This is a genomic window from Pseudomonas fluorescens (assembly GCF_902497895.1).
GTDB lineage: Bacteria > Pseudomonadota > Gammaproteobacteria > Pseudomonadales > Pseudomonadaceae > Aquipseudomonas > Aquipseudomonas fluorescens_BP.
Window position 1 is genome coordinate 16,540 of the sequence record NZ_CABVHQ010000009.1, and the last position, 14,168, is coordinate 30,707.

General features: G+C 60.0%; 14 protein-coding genes. 7 read left to right on the plus strand and 7 right to left on the minus strand.

Translation table 11 applies throughout. The features are described 5' to 3' along the window. Positions 1-16: 16 nt before the first annotated feature. The gene (locus tag F8N21_RS06645) at positions 17-1,069 is read right to left on the minus strand and encodes an RHS repeat-associated core domain-containing protein (RefSeq protein ID WP_224788176.1); all 1,053 of its coding nucleotides are present in this window, start codon (positions 1,067-1,069) and stop codon (positions 17-19) included. A 102-nt stretch (positions 1,070-1,171) separates the two neighbouring features. On the opposite strand from F8N21_RS06645, the gene F8N21_RS31425 reads away from it, so the two are divergent. Further along, positions 1,172-1,372, plus strand: a complete 201-nt coding sequence (locus F8N21_RS31425) for a hypothetical protein (RefSeq protein WP_412071623.1) — start codon at positions 1,172-1,174, stop codon at positions 1,370-1,372. An 80-nt stretch (positions 1,373-1,452) separates the two neighbouring features. Here the strand turns inward: F8N21_RS31425 and F8N21_RS06655 are convergent, their stop codons facing one another. Next, the gene (locus F8N21_RS06655) at positions 1,453-2,211 is read right to left on the minus strand and encodes a slipin family protein (RefSeq protein ID WP_150641363.1); all 759 of its coding nucleotides are present in this window, start codon (positions 2,209-2,211) and stop codon (positions 1,453-1,455) included. 2 nt (positions 2,212-2,213) lie between these two features. After that, positions 2,214-3,581 carry an NfeD family protein gene (locus tag F8N21_RS06660; RefSeq protein WP_150641364.1) on the minus strand — a complete coding sequence of 456 codons (1,368 nt, stop codon included), beginning with the start codon at positions 3,579-3,581 and terminating at the stop codon, positions 2,214-2,216. A 224-nt stretch (positions 3,582-3,805) separates the two neighbouring features. Between F8N21_RS06660 and F8N21_RS06665 the strand changes: the two genes are divergently transcribed. Together F8N21_RS06665 and F8N21_RS06670 are read left to right on the plus strand one after the other, a co-directional pair. Then, positions 3,806-4,270, plus strand: coding sequence for an aminoacyl-tRNA deacylase (locus F8N21_RS06665; protein WP_150641365.1), 465 nt, complete (start codon positions 3,806-3,808; stop codon positions 4,268-4,270). A gap of 167 nt (positions 4,271-4,437) precedes the next feature. Beyond that, positions 4,438-4,683: a DUF2789 domain-containing protein gene (locus F8N21_RS06670; RefSeq protein WP_150641366.1), complete on the plus strand. Its 246-nt coding sequence runs from the start codon at positions 4,438-4,440 to the stop codon at positions 4,681-4,683. Positions 4,684-4,748: 65 nt separating this feature from the next. Here the strand turns inward: F8N21_RS06670 and F8N21_RS06675 are convergent, their stop codons facing one another. Together F8N21_RS06675 and F8N21_RS06680 are read right to left on the minus strand one after the other, a co-directional pair. Continuing rightward, positions 4,749-5,108 (minus strand): helix-turn-helix domain-containing protein, encoded by a 360-nt coding sequence (locus tag F8N21_RS06675; RefSeq protein ID WP_150641367.1) that lies wholly within the window; start codon positions 5,106-5,108, stop codon positions 4,749-4,751. Then, positions 5,108-5,410, minus strand: a complete 303-nt coding sequence (locus F8N21_RS06680) for a type II toxin-antitoxin system HigB family toxin (RefSeq protein WP_150641368.1) — start codon at positions 5,408-5,410, stop codon at positions 5,108-5,110. The genes F8N21_RS06675 and F8N21_RS06680 overlap by 1 nt, the downstream gene beginning before the upstream one ends. Before the next feature lie 289 nt (positions 5,411-5,699). On the opposite strand from F8N21_RS06680, the gene F8N21_RS06685 reads away from it, so the two are divergent. The 4 genes from F8N21_RS06685 to F8N21_RS06700 all read left to right on the plus strand — a co-directional run bounded on the left by F8N21_RS06685 (position 5,700) and on the right by F8N21_RS06700 (position 9,439). Continuing rightward, the gene (locus F8N21_RS06685; RefSeq protein WP_150641369.1) at positions 5,700-5,945 is read left to right on the plus strand and encodes a type II toxin-antitoxin system Phd/YefM family antitoxin; all 246 of its coding nucleotides are present in this window, start codon (positions 5,700-5,702) and stop codon (positions 5,943-5,945) included. 366 nt (positions 5,946-6,311) lie between these two features. Next, complete coding sequence (locus tag F8N21_RS06690; protein WP_150641370.1) at positions 6,312-6,590, plus strand: hypothetical protein; 279 nt, start codon at positions 6,312-6,314, stop codon at positions 6,588-6,590. 416 nt (positions 6,591-7,006) lie between these two features. Next, positions 7,007-7,639, plus strand: a complete 633-nt coding sequence (locus F8N21_RS06695) for an NADH:ubiquinone oxidoreductase subunit N (protein ID WP_150641371.1) — start codon at positions 7,007-7,009, stop codon at positions 7,637-7,639. A gap of 288 nt (positions 7,640-7,927) precedes the next feature. Further along, positions 7,928-9,439, plus strand: coding sequence for a YdgA family protein (locus tag F8N21_RS06700; RefSeq protein ID WP_150641372.1), 1,512 nt, complete (start codon positions 7,928-7,930; stop codon positions 9,437-9,439). Between the two features lie 124 nt (positions 9,440-9,563). Here the strand turns inward: F8N21_RS06700 and bcsC are convergent, their stop codons facing one another. Together bcsC and bcsZ are read right to left on the minus strand one after the other, a co-directional pair. Further along, entirely contained in the window at positions 9,564-13,058 is a 3,495-nt protein-coding gene (gene bcsC / locus F8N21_RS06705) for a cellulose synthase complex outer membrane protein BcsC (protein WP_150641461.1), read from the minus strand. 5 nt (positions 13,059-13,063) lie between these two features. Continuing rightward, positions 13,064-14,167 carry a cellulose synthase complex periplasmic endoglucanase BcsZ gene (gene bcsZ, locus F8N21_RS06710; RefSeq protein WP_150641373.1) on the minus strand — a complete coding sequence of 368 codons (1,104 nt, stop codon included), beginning with the start codon at positions 14,165-14,167 and terminating at the stop codon, positions 13,064-13,066. Between the last annotated feature and the right edge of the window lies 1 nt (position 14,168).

Sequence of the window (14,168 nt, forward strand, 5' to 3'; positions counted from 1 at the left end):
CAATTTTGCAGGTCTTCTATTTCTTCTTCGTAACCCAGCCAGAGCTAGACTGGCCAGTTCTGATATCTGTGAGCGTTGCATAGGGTGGCGGCGGACTCGAAGAGCGTGAAGAACTTGAGCTCGAACTCCAATCACTTGGCCCCGACTCGCCGGACCATCTCGATGGTGAGGGCGAGCTCGGTGCGGGGATCGGTGGTGGGGGTATCGAAAGACGTCTACCGGCAGGAGGAAAACCTTGACCGGTCGCTGGGTTGGTAGGACCACTATTTATCCCACCGCCAAGGTCCGAATAGTCTGGCGGTGAATCTATGTTGAAAGAAAAACTCTCTGTCCTGTTCGAGCCTGAGCCGACTTTCAGGTTCGGGTTCTCTGCCATTATTCGTCTGCTGCCTTGTGAGTTCAAACCGGCTGCCGTCGCCCCGTATCCTTGATAGCGTTTTGGTGTCGTGGGGCCAATAACGCTGATCGCCGGAGAGCCACCTGGCATTTGTCCTGAGGACATGACGCGATATAGGACCTCAGCAATCCCCTCTCCCGAAGGGGGTCCAGATTTATTTTGGATTAATCTCATCTTGGTTGAATGCATGCCCCACAGAGCATTAGATACATCCGATGGGTTCAGTTTCGGCACAGGCGCAACCCGATAACCGTGCACATTTTTTCTGAGCCAACTGAACCCAGAGGCAACAAGTTCGATAAACGGGAAATGCCCCGTCGGATCCGACCTGTTTATCGGATTCCCCACGCAATACATATACGGATTCAACCCGCCCCGCCCAAACGGGCTCCAACTGTCCGGGCTATGAAAGCGCATCAATCGTGGGTTGTAGGCGCGATAGCCGTTGCCCAGCAAATACCAGCCAATCCGTGCCTCGCGTAGTTCACCATTGAAGCCCAGGCTCGTCGCGACCTCCTGTTGTGCGGATTGATGACCGTACGCGGAATAGGCCAAATGGTTGGTTTTGCCGACAACCACTTCAGCGAGCACCGAGTTTTTGCTGTCGGTCGCCAATAGCATGGTGCGTGGCAGGATCGTGTTGGCCTGGTCATCAGCAATTGAGTAGGCCATGGAAAAGCCTTCCTTGGTGATACGGTCGATGTGACTGAAGGCCTCCAGTTTTACTCGCTCGGCCCAACGCTGGGAACTAGCAGAACTGCTAGGGTTGCAGCCTTGGCCAAGACAAAAACTCCATTCAAACATCGCCGCCGACACGGCTGCGGTGCACGGGCGCTCGAGTATTACCTTCTTTGCGCGCCTTACGAACCTCCACGGTCCGCGGCGCTGGTGCTCGATACCGGCGGGCAGTCGATCGATGCCTGTATTCGGCAACTGCTGGCCTGGCTCAGTGAGTGCGCGGTGCTGCCGGCCTGATAAGTTGCCTGGGGGGCGAGGGCGCTCCCAAAAGATCGCAGCCTGCGGCAGCTCCTACAATGAGTGGGCCTGCGGCCCACTCATGTCTTCGGCGACAAATCCGCCATGCCCTTCAACAACTCGATCGGCAAGGGAAAGACGATGGTCGAGGTCTTGTCACCGGCAATCGCCCCCAGGGTCTGCATGTAGCGCAGCTGCATCGCCCCCGGCTGGCGGCCAAGCATTTCGGCGGCTTGCATGAGTTTTTCCGAAGCCTGCAATTCGCCTTCGGCGTGGATCACCTTGGCCCGGCGTTCCCGTTCGGCTTCGGCCTGTTTGGCGATGGCGCGAATCATCGATTCGTTGAGGTCGACATGCTTGATCTCGACGTTGGCCACCTTGATCCCCCAAGCGTCGGTCTGGGCATCCAGCACTTGCTGGATATCGGTGTTCAGGCGTTCGCGTTCGGCGAGCAATTCGTCCAGTTCATGTTTGCCCAGCACTGCCCGCAAGGTGGTTTGCGCCAGTTGGCTGGTGGCCATGAGGAAGTCCTCGACCTGGATGATTGCCCTCTGCGGGTCGAGCACCCGGAAATACAGCACGGCATTGACCTTCACTGACACGTTATCGCGGGTGATCACGTCTTGCGTCGGCACATCGAGCACTACTGTGCGCAGGTCCACCCGAACCATTTGCTGCACCACCGGAATCAACAGAATCAGTCCGGGGCCCTTGACCTGCCAGAAGCGGCCGAGCTGGAACACCACCCCGCGCTCGTATTCACGCAGGATACGAAACGCTGACGCTATCAACGCAATCAAGAGCGCCAGCAGCGCGCCAAAACCCAGTTCCAGACCCATGATCATCCTCCTCGTGGTATCACCTGTGCCGCAGTCACTTCCAATAGCAGTCCCTTGCGCGCCACCACCTGCACCTGTTGTCCGGGTCGCAGGGGCATCGAGCTCGACACCTGCCAGTTTTCCCCTTGCAGCTGCACCCAGCCGTTGTGAGGGTTGTCGGGTTGCACGGAGATCACCGGCGTGATGCTGCCCACCAGTCCTGCATCACCGCTGACCAGTCGTCGTCGTCGCGCCCTCATTGCCATGCTCGCCAGTGCCACCAACAACAGCGCACTGCCTACGGCCAGGGTGATGATCAAGGACAGCGGAATGCCATAACCCGGCACATCGGTGTCCATCAGAATCACTGCTCCGGCGACAAAAGCCGCGATCCCGCCGAACCCGATCACCCCGAACGTCGGCAAAAACGCCTCGGCGACCATGAAGGAGATGCCCAGCAGAATCAGCGCCACGCCCGCGTAGTTCACCGGTAGCAGTTGCAGGGCATACAGCCCCAGCAGCAGGCATATCCCGCCCAGCACGCCGCCAGCACCGGTACCCGGGTACATGAACTCGAAGAACAGGCCGTACACGCCAATCATCATCAGGATCAACGCCACGCTGGGATGGGTAATCACCGACAGCAGCTTGGTGCGCCAGTCCGGGTCATGGCTGATCAGTGCAGCGCCGGCGGTCTGCAACCGTACTTCCTGCCCGGCGACATTCAGGGTCTTGCCGTCGAGCTGCTTGAGCAGGCCGTTCACATCGTCCGCCACGTAATCGACCACCTTGAGTTTCAGCGCTTCCTGAGCCGACAGACTAACTGCCTCACGCACCGCCTGCTCAGCCCAATCGACGTTGCGTCCACGCAATTGCGCCAGGCCACGGATATACGCGGCGGCGTCGTTGATCTGCTTGTGGGTCAGGGTGTCTTTGCTGGTATCAGGCTCCGGCTCCTTGTCGGAACGTGGCGCCGCTGGCGGGTTTGGTTGCCCGGGCATACCGATTTGTACGGGGGTCGCCGCGCCCAGGTTGGTGCCCGGCGCCATGGCGGCGACATGGCTGGCATACAGAATGTAAGTCCCGGCGCTGGCGGCACGGGCGCCGCTGGGGGCGACGAAGCTGGCCACTGGCACGGGGCTGGCGAGAATCGCCTTGATGATCGAGCGCATCGAGGTGTCCAGCCCGCCCGGGGTATCGATGGTCAGCACCACCAGTTGCGCGTGCTCATCGGCGGCCTTGTTAATGCCTCGAACCACGTAGTCGGCGCTGGCCGGGCTGATCACATCGTTCACCGTCAGCACCACGACCGGATCCACGGCCCACGCCTGCCCGGTCGGTAACCCGATCAACAACCACAGCACCACTGCCCGCCATCCACCTCTGTACATATGACCCCCCGGAGAGTCATGCACTACCGGCCGTCAGCCATTTGCCGGCTCTGAACTGGAGTTTAGTAGAGCAACGGGCTGAACGAATTTTGATCAGTGACTTCGCTGAACCGATCAGCAGTTTGTGGTGGTCGGTACCCGATGCACGGCCTAGACTCTTTAAGGGGGAAATCAGTTGTTAACCCATCGTCCTGCAGCCGTTGAGCAGGACACCGAGGTGCATCATGCGTATGGCAAGAACCGTGCATCTGAGCCTGGAGCAGGCCCATTGCGAATACGACGTCGTGACTCATCCTCATTCGTCGAGCAGCCTGGAAACCGCCCGGGTGGCGGGCATCCCCGCTGAACGCGTGGCGAAATCAGTGATTCTCGACGACCACCACGGGCACTACCTGATGGCCGTCCTGCCCGCCAGCCGGCATCTGGACCTGAGCAAAGTCCGTGGCAGCGGTGAATGGCAAATCACCCGCGAAAGCACGCTGGCCCATCTGTTCAACGACTGCGAACGCGGTGCCGTGCCCGCCCTGGGCGAATCCTATGGCATGAAGATGATCATCGATCCGCTGCTGACCCGTCAGGATGACATTTACCTGGAGGCCGGCAACCACAACAACCTCGTCCATCTGAGCGTGGACCAGTACCTGAAAATGGTGCCCCATGCCGAAGTGTGCGAGGTAAGTTATTCATGACAATGTGCAGTGATTATCCAGCCGTCTTCGCGGGCAAACCGGCTCCCACAGGGACTATCCGGTCAAATGTGGGAGCGTGGCTTGCCCGCGATCGACTGCGCAGCAGTCGCAATAAGATCACCCACTCAATCATTGACACTCCTCCAGCCTAAAACCAGGAGTCCCCCATGGAATCACCCACCCACAGCCTGCCATCCCTGTTCAAACAACTTGGTCTGCCGGATGACCCGGAGGGCATCGATAAATTCATCGCCACCCATTCACCGCTCAAACCCGAGTTGCACCTGGCCGACGCCTTCTTCTGGACCGAGAGCCAAGCGCAATTCCTGCGCGACGAGATTCTCGACGATGCCGATTGGGCCGAAGTGGTGGATCAGCTGGATGTGCTGCTGAGGAAGGGGCGGGGGGTGTAAAAAACTGAGGGGCAAAGAATTGAAGGAAGCGGCTAAACATCCAGTTGCTTAGCCCACTCCCTACTTTAAACCACGTCAGCCAACAGGCTTTCGTATGGAATCCTCAAACCGTCATGCAAACGCTTGATCATGCGCAAGCTCAATGGTCGTTTGCGGTTCAAGACTTCAGAAACGCGTCCACTTGGACCAATAAAGGCTTCCAGGTCGCGAGCCGTAAGGCCTTGCTGATCCATGCGAAACTTGATCGCTTCGATGGGATCCGAAGGCGGGATGGGGAAATGCTCGTCCTCATACTTCTCGACCAGCAACGCCAATATTTCCAGCTCATCTCCTTCGGGCGAGCCTAGGGCTGCCCCCCACAATTGCTCGATACGCGCAAAAGCGAGTGTCAGATCCTCATCATTTCGGATGGGCTTGATGTTCATTACACAGTCTCCGCATTGATCTGATCGTATTGAGCATGGGTGCCGACAAAACGCACAAAGCCCAATTGCCGTTCGTAGTCAATTGCCAGAATTACTCGATACTTATTGCCGGCAATATTGAATACCACCCGTCCACCTTTCAGAACGCTGGCTGTCCTCAGCTCGGCTTTTACTTCCTGAGGCGTACGATATGACGATTTTTCCATGTGTCGATACCACTCTGAGAGAGGTGTCATCGCATCGGCATAAGCCGGGCTGCTCTCCCAGAAGATCTTCAAAGTCCCTTTCGCAATTATTCGCACGATGCAAGAATCTCCCGTTTTGGGAGATATTAGGCGCGAATCTTGGGATAAGCAAATAGACGGTGATGATTGATCATTGGTGGATCAACAGAATGTGCTGCTGAGGTAGGGGCGGGGGGGTGTAAAAATCTGAGGGAAAACACTGAAATATACAAAAATCTGGTGAGTGTTGAAAAAATCTGGGGTTAACTCCCGTTTGAGCATTTTTTCTGTGGGTGGGCACTGTGTCCGCCTGTGCTTTTCGAGCCAGGTGTTTGCTCAAGAACGTCAGACAAGGAGCTTTCAAGTTATGCAAAGCGTGCTTGCCGATAGGGTCGTCAGCGTCTCTGATCTCAAGAAGAATCCCGGGGCGTTAATGCGTGATGCACAAGAGGAGCCGATTGCGGTGCTCAATAACAACCGAATCATGGGATACCTGATATCGGCGGATGTGTTTGAAGCCATGATTGAGCGCTTGGATGACATGGATTTGGCCGAGTTTGTTTGTGCTCGCCGTCATGAGGTTTCCGAGCCGGTTCGCCTGGATGATTTGTAAGCTGAGTTCGGTCGCAATAGACCGGTGTTGACGGCTGTACGAATAGGCTAAAAAAAGCTAAGAAAAGTCAACGGTCCGCCTCTTTGGTTGCAGACCCCGAACCATCCCTTCTATAGTTCGCCCCGTTGCCGCATATCGGCGACAGGATTTGGCGATCCTTTTTCTATGACGCGTTTCAGCGCACCGATTCCATGCTTGTACCATTTTGGTGAAGGCATGCTGATCTATGGCGGCTGTGCGCGGGAGATCTTCGGGTCTGCCGGGTTTCGTAGATAACCGGTTCGCCAACCTGCGTACAGCTGCCACCCTTTTTCGTTTGGCGACGATCAATGGAGGCTCCAAAAAAATTATCTACGAGATATATCTATGACTCCGTACCGTCCCCTGACATCCAACCCCACCGCCGCATCTGTTCTAACCTTCAACACCCTCGCGGCAACCCATTTTCTCCACGAAACCGCCTGTAGCCGCATCCGTATCGGCACCGATCTGCTGGAAACCCTCACCTCGGTCACCATCCGCGATATCGACGATCAGGATCTTTACCGCTTCATCAATGCCGCGTTTGTGTCATTGAGAGACGGCCTGGACATGATGGAAGAAGTGCAGCATCGCTTGACCGCACAGGCGTTGAACGCGACTTGATCTTTCGTTTTCGGATTCTGGCTTAGAGGGTTGTCGACCGTCAGTCCGTATCCCGGGCAAGCGCCAATGCCAGAGTAAAGCGAAAGGTGCGCCCTGTAGGAGCGAGCTTGCTCCGGGCGGCGTTCCGACGATGAACGTTAACGATAACGCGTGTTTTCTGAATAAACGCGCCGCTCTTGAGTCCATCGCGAGCAAGCTCGCTCCTACAATAAAGACCTCATGTCCTTAACTGACTGGCATTGGGGCAAGCCCGCGAATGGGCTGGAGCAGGCGATGATCTGGAAAGCAGACGAACGCAAGGTTCTGAGCACACGAAACCCTGAGGCCGTTGCTATGCTTTGATCAGTTGGGTGGACGCGCGGCGGTTGGCGCTTGTCCACGGATCAAGGCTCGCGATGGTCATGGGGATTCCAATAATGAAAAACCCTTATGCTCCCGGCTTCTGGTGCGCCATCGCTGCGGTGGTGCTGCTCTCTGCCACTTATTTCTACGGCATCATGCTGGCTCACCAGATAGACAAGGCGCTGCTCTTCCTCGACAGCGCGGTGGCGCTGATTGCGGTGCTGGCGATGGTGATGTTCGCCTGGGCTTCGCTTCAGGGTCAGCGGATCAAGAAAAAGCAGCTTGAACAAGGCAAGACCCTGGTGATGATCTGGAACACCAAGGTCGCGTTGCGCCGCGTCGAAACGGTGTTTGATCGCTATTTCTGGGGCAGTTACTGGCAGCCGGGGCGCACCTTTCAGGAAGTCATGGGCGAACTCACCGGCACCCCGCTGGAAAAAAGCCTGGAAGCCTTGAAACACCAATGTCTGGCCCTCGACAAACAAGTTGCCGACGGTCGGCACTGGCTCAATAACGCCCGCGAACTCTGCGACGTCGCCAGCGCCATGGCCCGGGAACGCTATCAGCTGGATTTCCATGACACGCGTGCAGAGTCACCGGGCGGGGCAGTGATCAGCCGGGATTTTGAAGTGCTGGTGTACACCTGGACCGCGCGGCTGAAGAGCTTTGATCATCAGCTCGATGAGATGGAAGTGGAGTATTCCTGAGGAATGAAAGCCTGAAGATCGCAGCCTGCGGCAGCTCCTGTGACAAGCGAGTACACCCGTGTAGATGCGCGCGTACGCAAAACGTGTAGAAGCTGCCGAAGGCTGCGATCTTTTTGCTTTTTTCGCGCCGATCACCTCGACCTGGACCGTTGTTTCACCTTCGAAGGTGGGTCGTGCTGTGCCGCAAATGCTAATCTCCCAGCACTTTTAGTAGCGTCGAGCCGCAACCCGTCAAGGGTTCAGGAAAGACCACCACACTTTCAACTACGGATATTGATCGGGTAAAGCATGAATAAATCAGCAGGCATCCTGTTAGCAATCGTTGTCGCGGTCGGTGCAATCAGCGCGGGCGGCGCCTGGTACACCGGCACCAGACTGGAAGGGGTGCTGCAAACTTCGATCGCCGATGCCAATAAAGAACTGCAAGCCGCCCTGGTCGGTTCAAAAGGCAATGCCACGCTGGAGCTGATCTCGCTGGATCGCCGGATATTCACCAGTACCGCGCACTACCGCCTCAAAGGTCAGGGCGAAATGTTCAGCGACAGCCCTGAAGGCGTCGAACTGCTGTTCGTCGACCATATCGAACACGGCCCGCTGCCATTCTCGCGCCTGGTCACGCTCAAATGGCTGCCGGTCCTGGCGACCAGCCACTACGAGCTGGAAAAGACCCCGTTCACCGAAAAATGGTTCGCCGCCACCAAGGATGCTGCCCCGGTCAAGGGGGTAGTCAACATCGGTTACGACAACTCCACCGACAGCAAGCTCGAGTTGCTGCCACTGGAGGTCGCGCTGGATGAGAAATCCAATCTGAAGTTTTCCGGTCTGAACCTCGATGTTGCCGCCAGTGCCCAAGCGCAGCAGGTCAAAGCCAAGGGCTACATGGACAGCCTCAGTCTGTCATCGGTCGCCGAAGACCAGACACTGGTATTGATCGAACTCAATGGCATGACCCTGGCCAGCAACCTCAGCAAAAGCAGCTACGGCTATTACCTGGGGCAAAACACCCTTGAGCTGACCAGCACCAAGACCACCTTCGGTGACAAGCAGTCGGTAGTGACTTTCAAAAACGCCGAACTGAAAAGCTCTACCCAGGAATCCGGGACTCAGGCAGCGGGTCGTGCCGACTACAAGGTTGGCGAAATCCTCTTCAACGGCAAGGCGGTCGGCGCGGCCAAAATGGCCTGGAGCATGAAGAACCTCGATATTCCGGCCACTGTGTCGCTGGTGCAGGTTTATCAGAACAAATTTCCGCCCTACGAAGCGGCTGCAGCCGCTGCAGCTGCCGCCGGTGAGCCGGCGCCAGAGCTGAACCTGACCGACGCCGAGCAGGCCCGGGTCAAGGCTGATCTGGAAAAACTGCTGGACGCCAAACCGCAGCTCGCTCTGGAAAACCTGTCGTTCAATACCGCCAACGGTGAAAGCCGTATGAGCCTGGTGGTCGATCTGGCCAAACCGCAATCGATGGACCTGCCGCCTGTAGAAGTGGGCAAGCAGCTGATTGCGCTGTTGGACTTCAATTTGTTGCTGTCCAAACCGATGATCGCCGACGTCGCCAGTGTGCAGGCGCAGATCGAAGGCCAGACCGATGCCAAGATGATTGCCGACCAAGGGACCATGGCCAGTGAAATGGTCAGCAGCATGGCGGTAGGGACTCAACTGGCGACACTGGACGGCAACAACATCGTGTCCAAGCTGCGCTACGCCAACAATCAGGTGGATTTCAACGGCCAGAAGATGACTGTCGAGCAGTTTATCGGCTTCGTGATGAGCAAGTTGAGTGGCCCTGTCGTCGTTCAATAAGTCGCCTCGAGGGCGACGTTGAGGGGCAGCGTCGCGCGAAACGGCTGACTAATCTTCATCCACTTTGCTCCTCATCACTGGCAGTAGCCGGGCCCGCCATCCATCGGCTTGACCCTCAGCGCCTTCAGCGCATGTCGGCGTAAGGCGCTATGGGTTCGACCGGCAACGGCAGGTTGCCTTGCCAGGGGTCGAAGGTGTAGCGCAGGTAGAGCAAGGCCCGGCTCGGCGCATAGCCCTCGCTGTGCTGCCAGATGATGCCGGAGCCCAGGACCAGGTTGTCCGATAGCCTGCGTTCGAACAGACCTTGCAGGCGGACGTTGACTCCGCTGCTACTGCTGTCGGTGGTGATCTGGCTGGCATCCCCGGCGAATACGTAGTCGGCATGCTCGATCAGCTCGCGCAACTTGTCCGCCCCGTGAACGGGGTAAAGATCGCTATCGCTGGTCTTGGAATAGGACCAGCCCACCGAGCTTTCCAGCAGCACCGACCAGTCGGCATTGCGCCAGGCATAGTTGAGCGGTACGCCGATGGAGTAGTACTGCTGCGGGCTGTAGTAACCGCCCTGGCCCAGGCTGTACTCGCTCAGGTCTTTGTCATAGCCCCAGTACATGAGGGTCAGGCCCGTGCGCAGACGCTCGTCGGCGCGGTCGACCAGGCGGTAGTAATAGCCGGCCATGGCCGACCGACGCTGGTTGTCGGCGACGTTCTTGCCCCGCAGCCAGTGGGCGCCGAGTCTGACCCAGACTCCGTCGACACCGCCTTCGTCATGGCTGAGCCCCAGGGTGACGCCATTGGCGGTGACGCCCCCCCAGGTGATGCCGGTGATCGGGTCGACCGCGCCGGCATAGGACACCAGAGAGTTGCTCAACGGCCGTCGCGAGGCCGTAAGGGACCAGCCGAGTGACCGCCAGTCACTGCTGTAGGTGACCCCGCCGAGCCAGTTCGGCACCTTGAAGCCTTCCGGCGAGTGCCCCAGATCCAGCGCCCAGCGCTCATTTTCCCAGCCCATCGCCAGGCCTGTGCCGCTGGTGCTTTCGGAGGTATCCGGGCAACCGTTGGTGACCAGTGCGCAGGTACCGAACTGCTCGCGGTGCAGGCCGTTCGCCTTGGTGTCGAAACTGCCGACATCCAGCTCCACCCGCTCGGCCTGGAGGAAGCCCTGGCCTTCGGCAACCGGCGCATCCAGGCGCAGAATGGTGGTCTGTGTGGTCAGGTCGGAAATCCCCGACGACGAGTTGTCCGTACGCCAGGCGAAGTCATGGGAGAGGTGCACAGTCGGGTTCTGCGCCTGGTACAGGGTGTCCACGTCACTGCGCAGGCTGCGCGGCAGCCACTCGTCGGCGTCCTTCGCCCGGCTGGCCAGGGTCATGGCGCGATCGTTGCGGGGGTTGGCCTGCGCGGGATCGATCAAGCTGGCGGCGGCCATGCTGCGGGCATAATTGTCCAGCGCCTGTTGGGGCTGCTGGCGGGACATCAGCCGCGCCGCGTCTCGATACAGCAGCGGATCGCTCTGTGGCGTCTTGAGCAAGCGGGCGTACAGCGCGCGAGCCTTGTCCGGCTGGTTCACCCCGGTCCAGGCATTGGCCAGGCGCCGCTGGTAGGCCGCCGGCGCGTTCGCTGGCACAGGCAGTTCTTCCAGGGCGCGGTGCGCCGGCGCAAGCTGGCCGCGGGCAATCAGGGTTTCGATCAGACCAAGCTGCGCCTCGGCGTTGTGCGGCTCGCGCTGCAGGACTTGCCGATAGTAGGCCTCGGCTTGCAGCTGATCACCGCGCTGGTAAGCCCAGTCTGCCAGGGTCGACAGATCGTCGGTGTTCGGGGCGCGCAGCAGCAGGGCGATCGCCTGCGGCTCGTGACCGGCATCACGCAGGGCTTGAGCCCGGGCTAACAGCTGGCGACGTTGGACCCGGCTGGACAGGTCACGCATATTGTCGTCCCACTGCGTCGTGGGAATGGCGGCCAGGGTGGCGAGGGTCTCGCTGTCGCGCCTGGTCGACGCCAGGTACAAGCCGTGGGCGTAACGCGCCTGGGCATTGCTGCCCTGGCGTTGGATCAACTGGCGGAAGCTGTCTTCGGCCGCGCTGTCTTGCCCCTGTTCATGCTGGGCATTGGCCAGGCGATAGGTCAGCCAGGGATCGTCCGGGGCTAGTGCCCGAGCCTTGAGCAGCACCCGCGAAACTGTCAGCCAGTCAGCGCGCTGGATCGCGGCATCCGCTTCAAGGTTCAAGCGGTCGAGCTCCAGGCTCCGGCGCAAGGCCGCAAACTCGCGCTGGGTGGCCGCCGGCAATGTGTCGAGGTAGGCCTTGGCCTTTTCCGGCGCTTGCACCTGGTACAGACGAACCAGGGCGCGCACCGCCTTGCCGTTGTCGGGCTGCAGCTTGCGCGCCTGCAGCAGCAGGGCCTCGGCCTGAATGTCTTCGCCTTCGGCCTGGGCGATATTGGCCAGACCCACCAGCCAGTCGGCTTCGTCGGGTTTGACTTGGCGCGCCTGTTGATAAGCTTTGCGGGCCGTCGCCAAGTCTTTGCGCTCCAGGGCTTCGTCACCCTGTTGCAGCAGCATCCAGTTGCGGTTGGCCAGCTGCAGGTCTTTCCACTTGCTGATCCAGGAAGTGTCCTGTTCCTTGCTCAAGGCCTCGGTGAACGCCGCATAGGCCTGGTCATGCTTGTTCTGGCGCATCAATGCGGTGCCCAGGAAGCCGATCAGGCTGGCATCGTCCGGGTAGTTGCGTGAGGCACGGCGCAAGAGCTTTTCGGCGCCGACATAGTCGTTGGCCTTTAGCAGCTCCTTGCCTTTGACGCCTGCCTGCCAAGCCGGATCGCCGAGCAACTGGCGCTGATGCTGCAGCTGCTTGGCCGCCTCGTTCGTGAAGATCGAATAGGGGTAATGCCGCTGGAAGTCCTCCCAGGCGCGAGCGGTTTCGCCGCTGACCGGCAGCTTGCTCAGGTAGTTGTATTCGCGCTCGGAGGCGAGGTTGCTGGCTTGGGGATCGCCGGCCAGTTGGTGCAGAATCGCCAGGGCTTCGGCATCGCGCTGTTCGGCGAACAGCAGGCCGGCGAGCATCTGGCGCAGCCCCGCATTACCCGGGTACTGGCTGTCGAGGCTCTGCAACTGCTGGATCACCGCGGGGCGCTGGCCGCTGATGTCACTGCGCACGCCCCAGTATTCCAGCGCGCTGGAGAAGTCCGGCGGCTCGCTGCCGAACAGCTCCTGGTACTGCGCGGCCGCCTCCTCCGCCCGTCCGGCGGCTGCCAGCAGGCGGGCTTGCTGCAACAGATGCTGACCGTCCTTGCTCTGCAGCTTGATCAAAACCTGGGCCTGGCGCAGCGCCGTCGAACCCGGGGCCTGGAGGCGCAACCGCTCCAGGCGTTGCTCCACCAGCGGCTGGTTATGCTGCAGCAAGGCCTGGCGAATCCCGCCGACCAAGACCTGCGGATGCTCCGGAGCAATCAGCTCCAGGCGCGCCAGCGAGTCGCGCACCAGGTCCTCGCGATACATCGCTTCGCCCAAGCGTACCTGTTCGAGCAGCCACTGTTGCTGTTCCTGGGGAGTAACCGGCTGAGCCAGCGCGGTGCCCGACAAGCAGCTCAACACCAACGTCCATTGCGACACGACTTTGCGCATGAGCACTACTTGCATGATGAGGTCCACGCCGGCAGTAGCCGTCCGTCCTTGTCGAAACGATAACGCTGCTGGTCCCATCCTTGGCCGAACATCAGCAGTGATTGGTTGTAATAGGCGTCCGCCAGGGGCGGGTTCTGGCGTAGACGTTCGCGTTGGGCTGCCAGCGCCGCACCACCTTCGGCTGCGCTGGCCAGCAGCGGCAACAGCGCCGCCGAGAAACCGACAGGGCCGACCCCCTGTTCGGTGCCCCGGGCGACATCCACACGCTCTGGCGGATGGCCGAGCCGCGCCGTCATCGCCACCATGGGTTGCACCTGCGCGAGCAACTCGGCCCTGCCCGGGGCTTGGGGATTGAGCATGCCCAGCCAGAGGTAGACGCGGATCGCGTCATAGCTGCCGAACGCGCCCTTGGCGTCCGCTGCCCAGCCTTGCCCGGCTTTCCAGACCACCCAGTCGGCGGCCTGGCCCTTGGGCGAGCTTTCCAGAAGCAGGCGCCGGGTACTGTTCGCCACGTCGCTCCACACCGGAGCGATCAGGGCAAAACGCGCCAGCAGTTGTGGCGGCAGGTAGCTCGGGTTGAGCCGCCAGCCGTCGGCGGATTCGAAGCCGACATCCCCCGGCAACAGCATCAGGCCCAGCCCGGGCAGCGGGCGCAGGGTTTGCGCGGCGCTGCGCCAGAGCATGTTGCGGCCAAGGCTTTCATAATCCGACCGCTTCCAGAGGCGGCCGGCCTCCAGCAGGCTGTAGGCCATCCACAAGTCGGCATCGCTGGCGTTGTTCGGATCCAGCACCTGCCAACGACCCTCCTGGCTCAGCCCCCACTGCCAGGCGGGCAGCCGGCGGTTCAGGTCGCCGCCGGCGAGGTTGTCCCGGGTCCAGTTCAGCAGCTTGGCGAAACTCTTGCGATCGTTGCCCAGCAGGGCAAAGAACATCCCGTAGCTTTGGCCTTCCGAGGTGGTGATCTGCTGCGGCAACGAGTGGTCGATCACCCGTCCATCGGGGCTCACCATCGCCTTCTTGTAGCTCTCCCAAGCCGGCCAGGTGCACTCGGAGGCAGTCGCCAGCCCCGGCAGACTCAGGGCCAACGCCCATGCGACGGCGGCTTTCATC